The sequence below is a fragment of the Pseudomonas prosekii genome (assembly GCF_900105155.1).
In the GTDB taxonomy this organism is placed as follows: Bacteria; Pseudomonadota; Gammaproteobacteria; order Pseudomonadales; family Pseudomonadaceae; genus Aquipseudomonas; species Aquipseudomonas prosekii.
Window position 1 is genome coordinate 1289310 of the sequence record NZ_LT629762.1, and the last position, 16663, is coordinate 1305972.

General features: G+C 61.4%; 13 protein-coding genes. 3 read left to right on the forward strand and 10 right to left on the reverse strand.

Translation table 11 applies throughout. From position 1 onward, the window contains the following. From emhB to BLU01_RS06005, 3 genes are all read left to right on the forward strand, one after another. The gene (gene emhB / locus BLU01_RS05995; RefSeq protein ID WP_092272046.1) at window positions 1–3165 is read left to right on the forward strand and encodes an efflux RND transporter permease subunit EmhB; all 3165 of its coding nucleotides are present in this window, start codon (window positions 1–3) and stop codon (window positions 3163–3165) included. Continuing rightward, window positions 3162–4622 (forward strand): efflux RND transporter outer membrane subunit EmhC, encoded by a 1461-nt coding sequence (emhC, locus tag BLU01_RS06000; protein WP_092272049.1) that lies wholly within the window; start codon window positions 3162–3164, stop codon window positions 4620–4622. Before emhB ends, emhC begins: the two co-directional genes overlap by 4 nt. Before the next feature lie 428 nt (window positions 4623–5050). After that, window positions 5051–6319, forward strand: coding sequence for an OprD family porin (locus BLU01_RS06005; protein ID WP_092272052.1), 1269 nt, complete (start codon window positions 5051–5053; stop codon window positions 6317–6319). Between the two features lie 244 nt (window positions 6320–6563). On the opposite strand, the gene pcaC is transcribed toward BLU01_RS06005, so the two are convergent. The 10 genes from pcaC to BLU01_RS06055 all read right to left on the reverse strand — a co-directional run bounded on the left by pcaC (window position 6564) and on the right by BLU01_RS06055 (window position 16518). Continuing rightward, window positions 6564–6956, reverse strand: a complete 393-nt coding sequence (pcaC, locus tag BLU01_RS06010) for a 4-carboxymuconolactone decarboxylase (protein ID WP_092281483.1) — start codon at window positions 6954–6956, stop codon at window positions 6564–6566. 10 nt (window positions 6957–6966) lie between these two features. Next, entirely contained in the window at window positions 6967–7773 is an 807-nt protein-coding gene (gene pcaD, locus BLU01_RS06015) for a 3-oxoadipate enol-lactonase (protein ID WP_092272054.1), read from the reverse strand. 11 nt (window positions 7774–7784) lie between these two features. Further along, complete coding sequence (locus BLU01_RS06020; protein WP_092272057.1) at window positions 7785–9149, reverse strand: 3-carboxy-cis,cis-muconate cycloisomerase; 1365 nt, start codon at window positions 9147–9149, stop codon at window positions 7785–7787. Between the two features lie 45 nt (window positions 9150–9194). Next, entirely contained in the window at window positions 9195–10499 is a 1305-nt protein-coding gene (locus BLU01_RS06025) for an MFS family transporter (protein WP_092272060.1), read from the reverse strand. Between the two features lie 233 nt (window positions 10500–10732). Next, window positions 10733–11299 (reverse strand): protocatechuate 3,4-dioxygenase subunit alpha, encoded by a 567-nt coding sequence (gene pcaG, locus BLU01_RS06030; protein ID WP_092272063.1) that lies wholly within the window; start codon window positions 11297–11299, stop codon window positions 10733–10735. Window position 11300: 1 nt separating this feature from the next. Continuing rightward, window positions 11301–12005 (reverse strand): protocatechuate 3,4-dioxygenase subunit beta, encoded by a 705-nt coding sequence (pcaH, locus tag BLU01_RS06035; RefSeq protein WP_092272066.1) that lies wholly within the window; start codon window positions 12003–12005, stop codon window positions 11301–11303. Window positions 12006–12068: 63 nt separating this feature from the next. Then, entirely contained in the window at window positions 12069–13274 is a 1206-nt protein-coding gene (gene pcaF, locus BLU01_RS06040) for a 3-oxoadipyl-CoA thiolase (protein WP_197675580.1), read from the reverse strand. Continuing rightward, on the reverse strand, window positions 13271–14053 hold the full coding sequence (locus BLU01_RS06045; protein WP_197675586.1) for a CoA-transferase subunit beta: 783 nt from the start codon (window positions 14051–14053) through the stop codon (window positions 13271–13273). Before BLU01_RS06045 ends, pcaF begins: the two co-directional genes overlap by 4 nt. Further along, window positions 14050–14907 (reverse strand): CoA transferase subunit A, encoded by an 858-nt coding sequence (locus BLU01_RS06050; RefSeq protein WP_092272074.1) that lies wholly within the window; start codon window positions 14905–14907, stop codon window positions 14050–14052. Before BLU01_RS06050 ends, BLU01_RS06045 begins: the two co-directional genes overlap by 4 nt. A gap of 264 nt (window positions 14908–15171) precedes the next feature. Next, window positions 15172–16518: an MFS transporter gene (locus BLU01_RS06055; RefSeq protein ID WP_092272077.1), complete on the reverse strand. Its 1347-nt coding sequence runs from the start codon at window positions 16516–16518 to the stop codon at window positions 15172–15174. Window positions 16519–16663: the final 145 nt, after the last annotated feature.

Below are 16663 nucleotides of genomic sequence, written 5' to 3' on the forward strand. Positions count from 1 at the left end.
ATGTCGAAATTCTTTATCGACCGTCCAATTTTCGCCTGGGTAATTGCCCTGGTGATCATGTTGGTCGGGGCACTGTCGATCCTCAAACTGCCGATCAACCAATACCCGAGCATTGCGCCTCCGGCCATTGCGATCCAGGTGACCTACCCAGGCGCGTCCGCACAAACCGTGCAGGACACCGTCGTGCAGGTCATCGAGCAACAGCTCAACGGTATCGATAACCTGCGTTATGTCGCCTCGGAAAGTAACTCCGACGGCAGCATGACCATTACCGCGACCTTCGAGCAGGGCACCAACTCCGATACCGCGCAGGTTCAGGTCCAGAACAAACTGAACCTGGCCACCCCGCTGCTGCCGCAAGAAGTGCAGCAACAGGGGATCCGCGTAACCAAGGCAGTGAAGAACTTCCTGATGGTGATCGGCGTGGTGTCGCGCGACGGCAGCATGACCAAGGACGACTTGTCCAACTACATCGTGTCGAACATGCAGGACCCGATCTCGCGGACCGCCGGTGTCGGTGACTTCCAGGTCTTCGGTGCCCAGTACGCGATGCGCATCTGGCTCGACCCGGCCAAGTTGAACAACTACAACCTGACCCCGGTGGACGTGAAAACCGCGATCGCCGCGCAGAACGTTCAAGTTTCTTCCGGTCAACTCGGTGGCTTGCCTGCCGTACAAGGCCAGCAGCTGAACGCAACGATCATCGGCAAGACTCGTCTGCAAACTGCCGAGCAGTTCAAGGCGATCCTGCTGAAGGTCAACAAAGACGGCTCGCAAGTACGCGTTGGTGATGTTGCCGATGTTGCGCTGGGTGGTGAAAACTACTCGATCAGCGCCCAGTTCAACGGCAGCCCGGCATCCGGTCTGGCGGTCAAACTGGCCAACGGCGCGAACGCCCTCGACACCGCTAAAGCCCTGCGCAACACCATCGAAACCCTCAAGCCATTCTTCCCGCAAGGGATGGAAGTGGTGTTCCCGTACGACACCACCCCGGTGGTGACCGAGTCGATCAAGGGCGTTGTTGAAACCCTGGTCGAAGCGATCGTGCTGGTGTTCCTGGTGATGTTCCTGTTCCTGCAGAACTTCCGCGCCACCGTCATCACCACGATGACTGTGCCGGTGGTATTGCTGGGTACGTTCGGGATCCTCGCGGCATTCGGTTTCAGCATTAACACCCTGACCATGTTCGGCATGGTGCTAGCCATCGGCTTGTTGGTGGACGATGCGATTGTGGTGGTGGAAAACGTCGAACGGGTGATGAGCGAGGAAGGCCTTTCGCCCAAGGAAGCGACGAAGAAATCCATGGGCCAGATCCAAGGCGCGCTGGTCGGTATTGCGCTGGTGCTCTCGGCGGTACTGCTGCCGATGGCGTTCTTCAGCGGCTCGACTGGTGTGATCTACAAACAGTTCTCGATCACTATCGTTTCGGCGATGGCGTTGTCGGTACTGGTTGCCCTGATCTTCACCCCGGCGCTGTGCGCGACCATGCTCAAGGCGATTCCGAAAGGCGAGCACGGCACACCGAAGCGCGGCTTCTTTGGCTGGTTCAACCGCAGTTTCGACCGTGGTGTCAAAAGCTACGAGCGTGGCGTCGGCAGTATGCTCACGCACAAGGCTCCGTACCTGTTGGCCTACCTGATTATCGTGGTCGGCATGATCTGGCTGTTCACGCGCATTCCAACGGCGTTCCTGCCGGAAGAAGACCAGGGCGTACTGTTCGCCCAAGTGCAAACGCCGGCCGGTTCCAGCGCCCAGCGTACGCAAGTGGTCGTCGACGAAATGCGTGAATTCCTCCTGCGTCCGACCAAGGACGGCGGTGAAGGCGATGCCGTAGCCTCGGTGTTTACCGTCAACGGCTTCAACTTCGCCGGTCGTGGTCAGAGCTCCGGTATGGCGTTCATCATGCTCAAGCCGTGGGACGAACGTAACGCTGACAACAGCGTGTTCAAACTGGCGGAGCGCGCGCAGCAGCACTTCTTCACGTTCCGTGACGCCATGGTGTTTGCCTTCGCGCCACCGGCGGTACTCGAATTGGGTAACGCCACCGGTTTCGACGTGTTCCTGCAGGACCGCGCCGGTATCGGTCACGACAAGTTGATGGCCGCGCGTAACCAGTTCCTCGGCATGGCGGCGCAAAGCAAAGTCCTCGCGCAAGTGCGCCCGAACGGTCTGAACGACGAGCCGCAATACCAGCTCGACATCGATGACGAGAAGGCCAGCGCGCTGGGCATCACGCTTACCGACATCAACAACACCTTGTCGATTGCCTTGGGCAGTAGCTACGTCAACGACTTCATCGACCGTGGTCGGGTGAAGAAGGTTTACGTGCAAGGTCAGCCGGGTTCGCGGATGAGCCCGGAAGATGTGAAGAAGTGGTACGTGCGCAACTCCGAAGGGACCATGGTGCCGTTCTCCGCGTTCGCCAAAGGTGAGTGGATTTACGGTGCGCCGAAGCTCTCGCGTTACAACGGCGTAGAAGCGATGGAAATCCTCGGGGCTCCGGCACCGGGTTATTCCACCGGTGAAGCGATGGCCGAAGTCGAAGCGCTGGCGAAGAAACTGCCGGCGGGCGTGGGTATTTCCTGGACCGGTCTGTCGTATGAAGAACGCTTGTCCGGCTCGCAAGCGCCTGCGCTGTACGCCTTGTCGCTGCTGATGGTGTTCCTGTGTCTGGCGGCGTTGTATGAAAGTTGGTCGATCCCGATCGCGGTCATGCTCGTGGTGCCGCTGGGGATCATCGGTGCGCTGATGGCCACCAGCCTGCGCGGTTTGTCCAACGACGTGTACTTCCAGGTGGGGCTGTTGACGACTATTGGTCTGGCGGCGAAAAACGCTATTCTGATCGTCGAATTCGCCAAGGAGCTGCATGAGCAGGGCCGAAGCCTGCGCGATGCGGCGATCGAAGCCTGCCGGATGCGTCTGCGACCGATCATCATGACCTCGCTCGCCTTCGTCCTCGGCGTGGTGCCGCTGGCGATTTCCACGGGCGCAGGTTCGGGTAGCCAGCATGCGATCGGTACCGGGGTAATTGGCGGTATGCTCACGGCCACGATCCTGGCGATCTTCTGGGTCCCACTGTTCTTCGTTACGGTGTCGTCCATTGGCCAGCGCAAAAACGCTGATCAGGATGACGCACCTGAAACTCCTAAAGAGGCTGGCCAATGAGCAAGTCGCTACTCTCCCTAGCTGTTGCCGCGTTCGTGCTCGGTGGCTGCTCGCTGATTCCTGACTATCAGCAGCCTGCCGCCCCGGTGGCAGGCCAGTACCCGCAAGGGCCGGCGTATTCGCCGGCCAAGGCGCCTGGCCAGGCTGCGGCGGAACAGGGCTGGAAGCAGTTTTTCCATGACCCGGCCCTGCAGCAGATGATCCAGGTTGCCCTGGAAAACAACCGCGACCTGCGTGTCGCGGCGCTGAACATCGACGCATATGCGGCGCAGTACCGCATCCAGCGTGCCGATTTGTATCCGGCGGTTTCGGCCACTGGCAGCGGCAGCCGTCAGCGGCTTCCAGCCCGCGCCTCGCAAACCGGCGAAGCGGGTATATCCAGTTCCTACTCGGCGACCGTTGGCATCAGCGCTTATGAACTCGACCTGTTCGGTCGCGTTCGCAGCCTCAGCGAACAAGCCTTGCAGCAATACTTCGCCACTGAAGAAGCGCGCCGCAGTACGCAGATCAGCCTGGTGGCCAACGTTGCCAACGCTTATCTGACCTGGCAGGCCGACAAAGAACTGCTGAAGCTGACCCAAGACACCCTCGGCGCGTTCGAGGAAAGCTTCAAGCTGACCTCGCGCAGCAACGAAGTGGGGGTCGCCTCCGCCCTGGACCTGGCGCAGTCGCGTACCTCGGTGGAAAACGCCCGTGCGCAATTGGCCAAGTACACCCGCCAAGTGGCGCAGGACGAAAACAGTCTGGTGCTGCTGCTCGGCACTGGTCTGCCGGGCAATCTGCCGGCTTCCAAGCCGCTGTCGGACGATCTGCTCAGCGAAGTCCCGGCCGGCTTGCCGTCGGACTTGCTGCAACGCCGTCCGGACATCCTGCAAGCCGAATACAACCTGAAAGCGGCTAACGCCAACATCGGCGCGGCGCGTGCAGCGTTCTTCCCGAGCATCAGCCTGACCGCCAATGCCGGGACCCTGAGCCCGGACTTGTCCGGCCTGTTCAAGGGTGGTTCGGGGACGTGGTTGTTCTCGCCGCAGATCAACCTGCCGATCTTCAACGCCGGCAGCCTGCGCGCCAGCCTGGATTATTCGAAAATCCAGAAAGACATCGGCGTGGCGAACTACGAGAAGTCCATTCAAACGGCCTTCCAGGAAGTCGCCGACGGCCTGGCCGCGCGCCAGACCTACACCGATCAGTTGCAGGCGCAGCGTGATTTCGTCACCGCCAACCAGGACTACTACCGTCTGGCCGAGCGTCGTTATCGCATTGGTGTCGACAGCAACCTGACCTTCCTCGACGCCCAGCGTCAGTTGTTCAGCGCGCAACAAGTGCTGATCACCGATCGTCTGTCGCAGCTGGTCAGCGCGGTCAATCTGTACAAGGCACTGGGTGGTGGCTGGAACGAGCAAACCGCCAGGACCGAGCCGTTGAAAGAAGAAGCGCCGAAGTTGAAATTGTTCTGATAGCGCTTTGAACACAAGAAGCCCACCGATTGGTGGGCTTTTTGTTGGCTGCGGGAAAATGTGGTTTGGCGGCTGGCGCCATCGCGAGCAGGCTCACTCCCACAGTTGACCGAGTTGGTTCAGGATCAATCCGATCACCTGTAGGAGCGAGCCTGCTCGCGATGAGGCCCGCCTGCTCACAAAAAACCTGGACCAATCTATGTTCGGTAACCGCCCAAAACCCGCCCCGCCCGATTGAATCCCCTCGCCGATCCCCCGCACCATTCGCCCCACAAAACCAATAACAACAGGTTCGACACATGCCCCCGCGCCCTGCCCTGTCCGGCTGATCCCGCTCGTTTTGTCCTCCGCCCAAACACTTGTGTCTGCACCTTCTGGTGGCGGCAGCGTGCCGTTGCATCCCTAATAATCAGAGAGACCCCGAGCCCATGAAGCCTTCTCCTGCGCCGTACCTGTTTCCCAGCCTGATCGCCGTTGCACTGGCCGGCAGCGCATTGCCCGTCATCTGCGCCGCTGCCGAAGAATCGGGTTTTATCGACGACGCCAAGGTCAACCTGAACCTGCGCAATTTCTACATCAACCGCAACTTCACCAACCCGACCAAGACCCAGGGCAAGGCAGAGGAGTGGACGCAGAACTTCATTCTCGACGCCAAATCCGGTTTCACCCAGGGCACGCTCGGTTTTGGCATGGACGTGCTGGGGCTGTATTCGGTGAAGCTCGATGGCGGCAAAGGCACCGGCGGCACGCAGCTGTTGCCGCTGGATCGCGACGGTCGCCCGGCGGACAATTTTGGCCGCACCAACGTCGCGTTCAAGGCCCGGTTATCGCAGACCGAAGTGAAAGTCGGCGAATGGATGCCGGTGCTGCCGATCCTGCGTTCGGACGACGGGCGCTCGCTGCCGCAAACGTTCCGTGGCGGTCAGATCACCTCGAAGGAAATCGATGGTTTGACGCTCTACGGCGGCCAGTTCCGCGCCAACAGTCCACGCGACGACAGCAGCATGACCGACATGTCGATGGTCGGCAGAACGGCGATCACCTCCGACCGTTTCAACTTCCAGGGCGGCGAATACAGCTTCAATGACAAGCGCACGCAGATTGGTCTGTGGAACGCTGAACTCAAGGACATCTATAGCCAGCAATATGTGAACCTGATCCACGCGCAGCCCGTTGGCGACTGGACGCTCGGCGCCAATCTCGGGTTCTTCTACGGCAAGGATGACGGCAGCGCGCGGGCCGGCGAGTTGGACAACAAGACGTGGTCGGGGCTGTTTTCCGCGAGGTATGGCGGCCACACGTTCTATGTCGGCCTGCAGAAACTCAGCGGCGACAGCGCCTGGATGCGCGTCAACGGCACCAGCGGCGGCACCCTCGCCAACGACAGTTACAACGCCAGCTACGACAACGCCCAGGAACGCTCTTGGCAACTGCGCCACGACTACAACTTCGTCGCCCTCGGCATCCCCGGCCTGACGGTGATGAACCGCTACATCAGCGGCAGCAATGTGCACACCGGCACCATCACCGACGGCAAGGAATGGGGCCGCGAGAGCGAACTGGCCTACACCGTACAAAGCGGCACGCTCAAAGACCTCAACGTGAAATGGCGCAACTCGACCATGCGCCGCGACTTCAGCAACAACGAGTTCGACGAGAACCGCCTGATCGTCAGCTACCCGATCAGCTTGCTGTAAGGCTGAAAATGCATTCGCGGGCAAGCCTCGCTCCTACAGGAAATGCCCTGCGCTCACCACTCAAAACGTAGGAGCGAGGCTTGCCCGCGAAGGGGTCGTCACATTCAACATCATTGCTCAATGACACACCGCTATCGCGAGCAGGCTCACTCCTACAGGGGCGTCGGGTGTTCAAACCCAATCAAAACTGTGGGAGCGAGCTTGCTCGCGATGGCGTCGGTTCAGGCGCTACACATCCCGGGATTCACTCCCGCGATTCAACGCCCAATTCATTCCACACTGATTCCGCGAGGTGGAAAGTGGCGTTGGCCGCGGGGATGCCGCAGTAGATGGCGCTCTGCATGATCACTTCTTTGATCTCGCCACGGGTCACGCCGTTGTTGGCGGCGGCGCGCAGGTGCAGTTTGAGTTCTTCGTTGCGGTTCATGCCGATGAGCATGGCGATGGTGATCAGGCTGCGGGTATGGCGCGGCAGGCCCGGGCGGGTCCAGATGTCACCCCAGGCGTGGCGGGTAATCATTTCCTGGAATTCCGAGTTGAACTCGGTCAGCGCATTCAAACTGCGATCGACATGCGCATCGCCGAGCACGGCGCGGCGTACCTGCAAACCTTCGTCGTAACGTTGTTTCTCGTCCACAACCATCCCCTCAATGCTGGGTCAAAAACGCCAATACCCGCTCGCTGAACGCAGCGCCGGCCTGAACGTTGGACAGGTGCGCGGCGTAGAACTCGGCGTACTCGGCGCCTTGCACATGCTGTTGGATAAAGTGCCCACCGGCCGGCGGCGTCACCGCATCTTCAGTCCCGGCGATCACCAGCAGAGGCACCTTGATCGCGGCCAATTGTTCGCGGAAATCGGCATCACGCACCGCTGCGCAATTGGCCGCATAACCCTCTGGCGAGGTCGCCGCGAGCATGTCGGTAATCTTCTTCGCCGCAGCAGGATTCGATTCAGCAAAATCCGCGGTAAACCACCGTGCAATCGACGCATCACGCAAGGCAACCATCGCCGCCGAACCGTCACGCAGCACCGTTTCAATCCGTGGATTCCACACCGACGGATCGCCGATCTTCGCTGCGGTATTGCACACGATCAACTTGTCGAGACGCTGCCCGGCATTGATCCCCAGCCACTGCCCGATCAACCCGCCCATCGACAAACCACAGAAATGCGCGCGCTCAATGTGCAGCGCATCCAGCAGCGCCAACACGTCGCGGCCCAGTTGCTCGATGCTGTACGGGCCCGGCGTTACCAGCGATTTGCCGTGACCGCGCGTGTCAAAACGCAATACCCGAAAGTGCTCGGTGAACGCTGGCATTTGCGCGTCCCACATGTGCAGATCAGTGCCCAGCGAGTTGGACAAAACCAGCACTGGCGCGTCGCCCGGCCCGTCAATCTGAGCCCCGTCAATCTGATAGTGCAGTTCGCCCTCGGCGAGTTGTACGAAAGCCACAGCAATCTCCTTCAGGCAGTCAAAGCAAAATGTTCAGCCAGCGCACGCTCGACCCAGGTTTGCGCCTGGCCGAGGTAATGCGCGGGGTCCAGCAGTCGATCCAGTTCCGCGTCGGACAACTGCGCCGTCACTTGCGGCTCATCGCCGAGCACCGCGCGCAGATGCCGATGTTCGGCGACCGCGCGTTTGCAGCACTGCTCAAGCAAATGGTGCGCAGTGTCGCGGCCAACCTTTTGCGCGAGGACGATGCTCACCGCTTCTGCGAGCACCAGCCCCTGAGTCAAATCGAGGTTGCGCGCCATGCGCTCGGCGTCCACTTCCAGCCCTTCGGCGACCAACAGCGCCTGCTTCAGGCTGCCCGACACCAGGCAACAAATCTCCGGCAGGGTTTCCCATTCGGCGTGCCACAAGCCGAGGCTGCGCTCGTGTTCCTGCGGCATCGCGCTGAACAGCGTCGACAGCAGACCCGGCACCCGCGTCGCCGCGCCGATCAACACCGCCGCGCCGACCGGATTGCGTTTGTGCGGCATGGTCGACGAACCGCCCTTGCCCGGCGCCGCCGGCTCGAACACCTCGCCCGCCTCGGTCTGCATCAACAGACTGATGTCGCGACCAAATTTGCCGAGGCTGCCGGCGATCAAACCGAGCACTGCGCCAAACTCCACCAGCCGATCGCGCTGGGTGTGCCAAGGCTGTTCCGGCAGCGCCAAATGCAGCTCCTCGGCCAAGGCTTGGGCAATCGGCAACGCCTGATCGCCGAGCGCCGCGAGGGTCCCGGACGCGCCACCAAATTGCAGCACCAGCAAGCGTGGCTTGAGTTCTTGCAGACGCTGACGACTACGAGTCACGGCGCCGAGCCAACCGGCGATCTTCATCCCCAGCGTCACCGGCGTCGCGTGTTGCAGCCAGGTGCGTCCGGCCAGCGGCGTGGCGGCGTAGCGTTTAGCCTGAGCCGCGAGGATTGCCCCGAGTTGCGCCAGATCGCTTTCGATCAGCTCCAGCGCTTTGCGCAATTGCAGGACCAGGCCGGAGTCCATCACGTCCTGACTGGTCGCGCCCAAATGCACGTAACGCTCGGCTTCGGCGTGGTTGCCGGCGATCTGTCTGCCCAACGCCTTGACCAGCGGAATCGCCGAATTGCCCGCCGTGGCGATCGCCTCGCCGAGCGCGGAAAAATCGTACAACCCGGCCTGACATGCCGCTTCGATAGGCGCGACGGCCGTTTGCGGAATCAACCCGACCCGCGCTTCGGCCCGCGCCAGCGCGGCTTCGAAATCGAGCATGGCTTGCACGCGGCCCTGATCGCAGAACACTTCGCGCATATCGCGAGCAGTGAAATAGGCATCGAACAATTGATTGTTCGCTCGCTCAGTCATAAACAATCCCTGGAGGCGTGGGCCGCTGTGGCCCACGCGTGAAGATCAAAGGTCGTGGTGCAGGTATTTCGCCTGTTTCGGTAAACGCAGACTGAACAGGAACGCCACCGCCATCATCACCGTGACATACCAGTAGAACGAGTTTTCCATGCCCGCAGCCTTGAGGCTAAGCGCGACGTATTCCGCCGAGCCGCCGAAGATCGCGTTGGCCACCGCATACGCCAGGCCGACGCCGAGTGCGCGCACTTCCGGCGGGAACATTTCGGCTTTTACCAGACCGCTGATCGAGGTGTAGAAACTGACAATTGCCAGCGCCACGGTGATCAGCACAAATGCCAGGAACGGACTGCTGACGCTTTTCAGGCTGAGCAGGATCGGCACGGTGCACAGCGTGCCTAGGGCGCCGAACCAGAGCATCGAATTACGCCGGCCGATCTTGTCCGCGAGCATGCCGAACAACGGCTGCATGCACATATAAAGGAACAGCGCGCCGGTCATGATGTAACTGGCGGTTTTGGCGTGCATGCCGGCGGTGTTCACCAGGTATTTCTGCATGTACGTGGTGAAGGTGTAGAAAATCAGCGAACCGCCAGCGGTGTAGCCGAGCACGGTGATAAACGCGGCTTTGTGGTCACGGAACAGCGCCATGATGCTGCCGGCGTCCTTGTTTTCGCGCATTTCCTTGCTGGTGGTTTCTTTCAGCGAACGCCGCAGGAACAGCGAAATCAACGCTGCCACCGCGCCGACCACAAACGGAATCCGCCAGCCGTAGGCGCGCAGGTCGTCCTCGGTGAGAAATTGTTGCAGGACCACCACCAGCGACACCGCCAGCAGTTGTCCGCCGATCAGCGTCACGTATTGGAACGAGGCGAAAAAGCCGCGCTGGCCCTTGAGCGCCACTTCGCTCATGTAGGTCGCGGTGGTGCCGTACTCGCCGCCCACCGACAAGCCCTGCAGCAGACGCGCGAACAGCAACATGATTGGCGCCCAGACGCCGATGTCCTTGTAGGTCGGCAGACACGCGATCAGCAACGAGCCGAAACACATCATCAGAATCGAAATCAGCATCGATTTCTTGCGCCCGTGCTTGTCCGCCACGCGGCCGAAAATCCAGCCGCCGATGGGGCGCATCAGGAACCCGGCGGCGAACACGCCAGCGGTGTTGACCAACTGCACCGTGGGGTTGTCGGAGGGGAAAAATGCCGGGGCGAAATAGATCGCGCAGAACGCGTAGACGTAGAAGTCGAACCACTCCACCAGGTTGCCGGACGAGGCGCCGACAATCGCGAAGATGCGCTTTTTGCGCTCTTCGCCGGTGTAGTGCTCAGTTGAAGCGGCAGTCGTTGTCATTGTTTTTCACTCAATGGGGACAGTGAGAGTCTAGACACACTTTGCAACAGTCCCGTTCCGCAGTCACGTCGGCAAGGCGATCCCTGTGGCGAGGGGGCTTGCCCCCGTTCGGCTGCGAAGCAGCCGTGAAACCGGTGCACGCGTTGTAGCTGCAGATTCGCGGTGCCCGGTTTTGGGGTCGCTTCGCCACCCAACGGGGGCAAGCCCCCTCGCCACATGTGTTGTGTGTTCACTCAATAATCGAAGAACACCGTTTCCGCATCGGTGCCTTGCAGGATCACGTTCCACTGGTAAACGCCCGACGCATCAGCTTTGGCCAGCATCGTGCTGCGACGCTCCGCCGGCACGCATTCCAGCAACGGATCGGCGACATTCGCCGGTTCGCCGTCAAAGTAGATCCGCGTCAGCAAGTGCTTGACCAACCCGCGCGCAAACACCAGCACCACCAAGTGCGGCGCCTGCGTGGTGCCGTTCAAGCCCTGCACGGTGCCCGGTTTAATCGTGGTGAAACGAAAGCGCCCTTGTGCATCGACCGGCACGCGGCCGAAGCCTTCGAAGTTGGGGTCCAGCGGTTTGTCCTGATCGTCTTCGGCATGGTCGTATTTGCCGGCGGCGTTGGCCTGCCAGACTTCGAGCATCGCGTCGTTGACGACATCGCCGTTGCCATCAACCACTTGCCCGGTGATCGCCACGCGCTGGCCCAGGGTCTGTTCGACGGTCAGGTCTTCGCGGTTCAGCCAGGTCAGGCCGATGTGGTAGTACGGCCCGACGGTGTGGGACGTGGTCGCGTTCAGCGTCATGTTATTTCTCCATCGGCGTGGCTTCGCGGCCGCGCAAAACGATGTCCCAGCGATAACCGAGGGCATAGGAAGGGATGGTTTTTTCCAGGTCGAAACTGGCGATCAGGCGCTCTTTGGCGCTGGTATCGGGCACGCAGTTGTAGATCGGGTCATAGGCCAGCAGCGGGTCGCCGGGGAAATACATTTGCGTGACCAGCCGCGTGAGGATGCTCGGGCCGAACAGCGAAAAGTGGATGTGCGCCGGGCGCCAGGCGTTGTGGTGGTTGCCCCACGGATACGCGCCGGGCTTGATGGTCTGGAATTGATACCAGCCATCGGCGTCGGTCACGGTGCGCCCGGTGCCGCTGAAGTTCGGGTCCAGCGGCGCGTCGTGCAGGTCGCGGGCGTGGTTGTAGCGACCGGCGGCGTTGGCCTGCCAGATTTCCACGAGAATCCCCGGCACCGGCAGACCGTCTTCATCGAGCACACGGCCGTGGATAATGATGCGCTCGCCCAACGGTTCGCCGCTGTGCTGCGCGGTCAGATCGTGGTCGTGCTCGTTGATGCGTTCGGCGCCGATGGTCGGGCCGGTGATTTCCGACAGTGAATGCGGCAAAAATACCAACGGCTTCGACGGCGAGCGCAAGTTGGTCGATTGATAAGTCGGGTGCAAGTACTCCGGCTGGGTGCCTTCTTTCGGGCGACGGTAACCAGGCTTGTCAGTCATTTCGCTTTCCTCTGTTCTTACTAGTCGCTGCAATTAGCCGCTGCGGTTAACCGCTGCTGTGCTTCAGACGCGTTCGATCGCCAGTGCCAGACCTTGGCCAACGCCGACGCACATAGTCGCCAGACCTTTGCGGCCGCCGGTTTTTTCCAGTTGATGCAATGCGGTCAATACCAGCCGCGCGCCGCTCATGCCCAGCGGATGGCCCAAGGCAATCGCGCCACCGTTCGGGTTGACCTGAGCGGCGTCGTCCGCCAGGCCCAATTCGCGCAACACCGCCAAGCCTTGGCTGGCGAACGCTTCGTTGAGCTCGATGACATCGAAATCGCTGACCGCCAGGCCCAGGCGTTCGGTCAGCTTGCGCACCGCCGGCACCGGGCCGATGCCCATGACGCGTGGCGCGACGCCGGCGCTGGCCATGCCGAGGACTTTGGCGCGGGCGGTCAAACCGTGTTTTTTCACCGCTTCGGCAGACGCGAGAATCAACGCTGCGGCGCCGTCATTGACGCCCGACGCGTTGCCGGCGGTGACGGTTTTGTCGGCACCGTTGACCGGTTTCAGTTTGGCCAGGGTGGCCAGCGTGGTGTCGGCGCGCGGATGTTCGTCCTGCGTGACCACGGTTTCACCCTTCTTGTGGGCAATCCGCACTTCGACGATTTCTTCAGCGAAGAACCCGGCGGCCTGCGCGGCGGCGGTGCGTTGCTGACTGCGCAGGGCAAAAGCGTCCTGATCCTCGCGCGACACTTCATAGTCGTCGGCGACGTTGTCGGCGGTTTGCGGCATTGCATCGACGCCGTACTGGGCTTTCATCAACGGGTTGATAAAACGCCAGCCGATGGTGGTGTCTTCAAGTTTCATGTTGCGCGAGAACGCCGCGTCAGCCTTGCCCATGACGAACGGCGCGCGCGACATCGACTCGACGCCGCCGGCAATCGCCAGCTCCATTTCGCCGCTGGCAATCGCGCGGAATGCCGTGCCGATCGCGTCCATGCCCGAGGCGCAGAGCCGATTAAGGGTGACGCCGGGAATGCTTTCCGGCAGCCCCGCCAGCAACAACGCCATGCGTGCGACGTTGCGGTTGTCTTCGCCGGCCTGGTTGGCGCAACCGAGGAACACCTCGTCCACCGCGCTCCAGTCCACCGACGGGTTGCGCGCCATCAATGCCTTGATCGGCACGGCGGCCAGGTCGTCGGCGCGGACTGCCGACAAACCACCGCCGAAACGGCCGATGGGGGTGCGAATCGCGTCGCAGATATACACGTCACGCATCACGCTTCTCCTGGGGCTTGGCCGTGGGCGGCAGCGGTACGGGCTTCCAGATCCCTGAGTGCTTTGAGTTCAATGTCGGTGGGCTCGGCAGTGTTTTCCACGTGATCGGCAAACCGAATCGCCCAACCAGTGGCCGCGACCACTTGCTCGCGGGTCACGCCCGGATGCAGCGCGGTAACCACGAATTCATGGGTACCAACTTCTGGCTCCATGATGCACAGGTCGGTAATGATGCCGACCGGCCCGGCGCCCGGCAGGCCCAGACGTTTGCGCGAATCGCCGCCCTCGCCGTGGCCGACCGAGGTGATGAAGTCGAGTTTGTCGACGAACGAACGCGCCGACTGCTTGAGGATGATCAACACGCTTTTCGCCGAACCGGCGATTTCCGGCGCGCCACCGGCACCCGGCAGACGGACTTTCGGTTGGTGATAATCGCCGACGACCGTGGTGTTGATGTTGCCGAAGCGATCGACCTGCGCCGCGCCGAGAAAACCGACGTCGATGCGTCCGCCCTGCAGCCAATAGCGAAAAATCTCACCGGTCGGGACTACGGTGTCAGCGGTTTCCGCCAGTTCACCGTCGCCAATCGACAGCGGCAACACGCTCGGCTTGGCGCCAATCGGGCCCGACTCGTAGATCAGCACGACATCCGGCGACGAGGTCAGCCGCGCCAGATTGGCGGCTTTCGACGGCAGGCCGATCCCGACGAAGCACACCGAACCGTTTTTCAAGCGGCGCGCGGCGGCCACGGTCATCATTTCGTTGGTGGTGTAAGTCATTATTTGGCCTCCGAAGCAGCGGCCAGCTTGGCCTGGAACTCGCTGAAGTCAGCGCAGCCGTGGATGTATTCGTTGATCCACGCGGTGAAGGTTTCGCGGTCGCGGGCAATCGGATCCCAAGCCTGGTAGAAGCGGTTGTCGCGCTCGTTGTAACCGTGGGCGTAGGACGGGTGCGCGCCGCCGGGCACATGGCAAACCGCGCTCAAGGCCCAGGTTGGCAACACGCAGGAGTTCATCGGCGCATTCAGGTCGTCGACGATTTCTTCGACGGTGACGATGCAGCGCTTGGCGGCCAGTGCGGCTTCCTTCTGCACGCCAAGAATGCCCCACAGCAGCACGTTGCCCTTGCGGTCAGCCTTCTGCGCGTGGATCACGGTGATGTCCGGGCGCACCGAGGGCACGGCGGCCAATACTTCGCCGGTGAATGGGCAGGTCACGGTTTTGATCAGCGGGTTGACCTTCGGCAGGTCGGAACCGGCGTAGGCCCGCAGCACCGCAAACGGCAGCCCGGAAGCGCCGGCGACGTAGGCATTCGCCAGGTCGGCGTGGCTGTGTTCTTCGATTTCCAGCGGATGCGGCCACTGCTTCTCGACGGCATCACGCAAACGGTGCAGCGAACCGACGCCAGGGTTGCCGCCCCAGGAGAAAATCAACTTGCGCGCACACCCGGCACCGATCAACTGGTCGTAGATCAGGTCAGGCGTCATGCGCACCAGCGTCAGATCTTTCTTGCCCTGGCGAATGATTTCATGACCCGCCGCCGTAGGAATCAGGTGAGTGAAGCCTTCGAGCGCGACGGTATCGCCGTCGTTGACGAATTGCTTCACCGCGTCGTGCAGCGAAATGATTTCAGCCATGGGGCAGGCTCCCGTTTTGTTATGAACCGCAGTGAAAGAAAAAGGCGCGAGGTTCAGCGCCGAAGTCACTGCAGAGTAAGCCGCGAAAAATGGCCAAACAATCCGATAATCGACTGAGTGTTCGTTTATCGAACAGATTGTTGTTGGGCTATCGACCTTTAAAAGCTTCGCGGGCAAGCCTCGCTCCTACAGGAATACACGTACCCCTGTAGGAGCGAGGCTTGCCCGCGAAGAGGCCCGCACGGTCAATGAAGATTCACGGAATCAGGTCGCATCCGCATGGCTGACGATGCCTTTGATCACCACCGCCGTGGTCGCCAATGCCGCCGGAATCACCAGCGCCGTCAGCACTTGTTCGAAGTTCCAGCCGAGGCCCAGCAACGTCGCGCCCATCCACGCGCCGAGGATCGCGCCGAAACGGCCGATCCCGAGCATCCACGACACGCCGGTCGCCCTGCCCTGCGTAGGGTAAAACCGCGCCGCCAGCGACGGCATCGCCGATTGCGCGCCGTTCACGCACATCCCGGCCACCAGCACCAAGGTCGCCAGCAGCGTGATGTGCCCCAGGCTCTGCCCAACCGCGTAGGCAAACACCCCCGCCAGCAAGTAGAAAGTGCCGATGACCTTGTGCGGATTAAAGCGGTCCATCGCCCACCCCACACCGACTGCGCTCAACACGCCGCCGAACTGGAACAGCGCGCCGATAAACGCGGCTTGCTCCATGCTCGCGCCGCTGTCACGCATCAGCGTCGGCAGCCAACTGGTCAGCAGGTAAACGATCACCAGCCCCATGAAGTAGGTCAGCCACAGCAGCAAAGTGCCGGCGCTGTAGGTCCCGGAAAAAATCACCGCGAAGACGTTACGCGCCTTGACGGTTTGCTGTTCCGGAACGCTGAAGCTTGAAGCCTGAGCGACGGTTTTCGGGTCGATCGGCGCCAGGGTTCTGCGCACTTTATCGGTGCCGCGGTTTCGGACTACAAGGTAACGCGCCGATTCCGGCAGCCAGAACAGCAAAACCACTGCAAGGATCAGCGGCAGAATCCCACCGATCAGCAACAGGCTGTGCCAGCCATACGCCGGGATCAGGCTCGCTGAAATAAACCCGCCGCCGGCCATGCCGAGGTTGAAACCGCAGAACATGCTGGTCACCAGCAGCGACTTTTTGCGCTCCGGGGTGTATTCCGACAGCAGCGTGGTGGCGTTCGGCATCCCGGCGCCGAGGCCGAGGCCGGTGAGAAAACGCAGCACCAGCAACTGGTCGACGTTGGAGCTGTACGCCGAGGCCAGACTAAAGATGCCGAACAGAAACACCGCGCCCACCAGCACGATTTTGCGCCCGAAGCGGTCAGCCAATGGCCCGGAGCCGAGTGCGCCGAAGACCATGCCGATCAGCGCGGCACTCATCACCGGGCCGAGGCTGGCGCGATCGATGCCCCAATCTTGAGACAGCGCGGGCGCAATGAAACCCATCGCCGCGGTGTCGAGGCCATCGAGGAAAACGATCAGGAAACACAGGATCACCACTCGCCACTGGTAACGCGAAATGGGTTGGGCATTGATGAAGGACTGCACGTCGAGGCAGTTGCCTACAGCGGATTGAGGCTGGTTCATTATTTTTGTTCCACGCCGGGAGCGCGTGGCCTCTTCTCATTATTATTGGGGTCGTCGTCCGGTGCTCTGGCCGAGGGCCAACGGCGCCGGATGACGCTGCCGCGACATTAATGATCGGAGGGAAACAGCGTCAATTCGATAAACG

Excerpts from the sequence above, each read along its gene's own strand:
- emhB (WP_092272046.1), top strand. The coding sequence starts at position 1 with ATGTCGAAATTCTTTATCGACCGTCCAATTTTCGCCTGGGTAATTGCC.
- emhC (WP_092272049.1), top strand. The coding sequence starts at position 3,162 with ATGAGCAAGTCGCTACTCTCCCTAGCTGTTGCCGCGTTCGTGCTCGGT.
- BLU01_RS06005 (WP_092272052.1), top strand. The coding sequence starts at position 5,051 with ATGAAGCCTTCTCCTGCGCCGTACCTGTTTCCCAGCCTGATCGCCGTT.
- BLU01_RS06020 (WP_092272057.1), bottom strand. The coding sequence starts at position 9,149 with ATGACTGAGCGAGCGAACAATCAATTGTTCGATGCCTATTTCACTGCT.
- BLU01_RS06025 (WP_092272060.1), bottom strand. The coding sequence starts at position 10,499 with ATGACAACGACTGCCGCTTCAACTGAGCACTACACCGGCGAAGAGCGC.
- pcaG (WP_092272063.1), bottom strand. The coding sequence starts at position 11,299 with ATGACGCTGAACGCGACCACGTCCCACACCGTCGGGCCGTACTACCAC.
- pcaH (WP_092272066.1), bottom strand. The coding sequence starts at position 12,005 with ATGACTGACAAGCCTGGTTACCGTCGCCCGAAAGAAGGCACCCAGCCG.
- BLU01_RS06050 (WP_092272074.1), bottom strand. The coding sequence starts at position 14,907 with ATGGCTGAAATCATTTCGCTGCACGACGCGGTGAAGCAATTCGTCAAC.
- BLU01_RS06055 (WP_092272077.1), bottom strand. The coding sequence starts at position 16,518 with ATGAACCAGCCTCAATCCGCTGTAGGCAACTGCCTCGACGTGCAGTCC.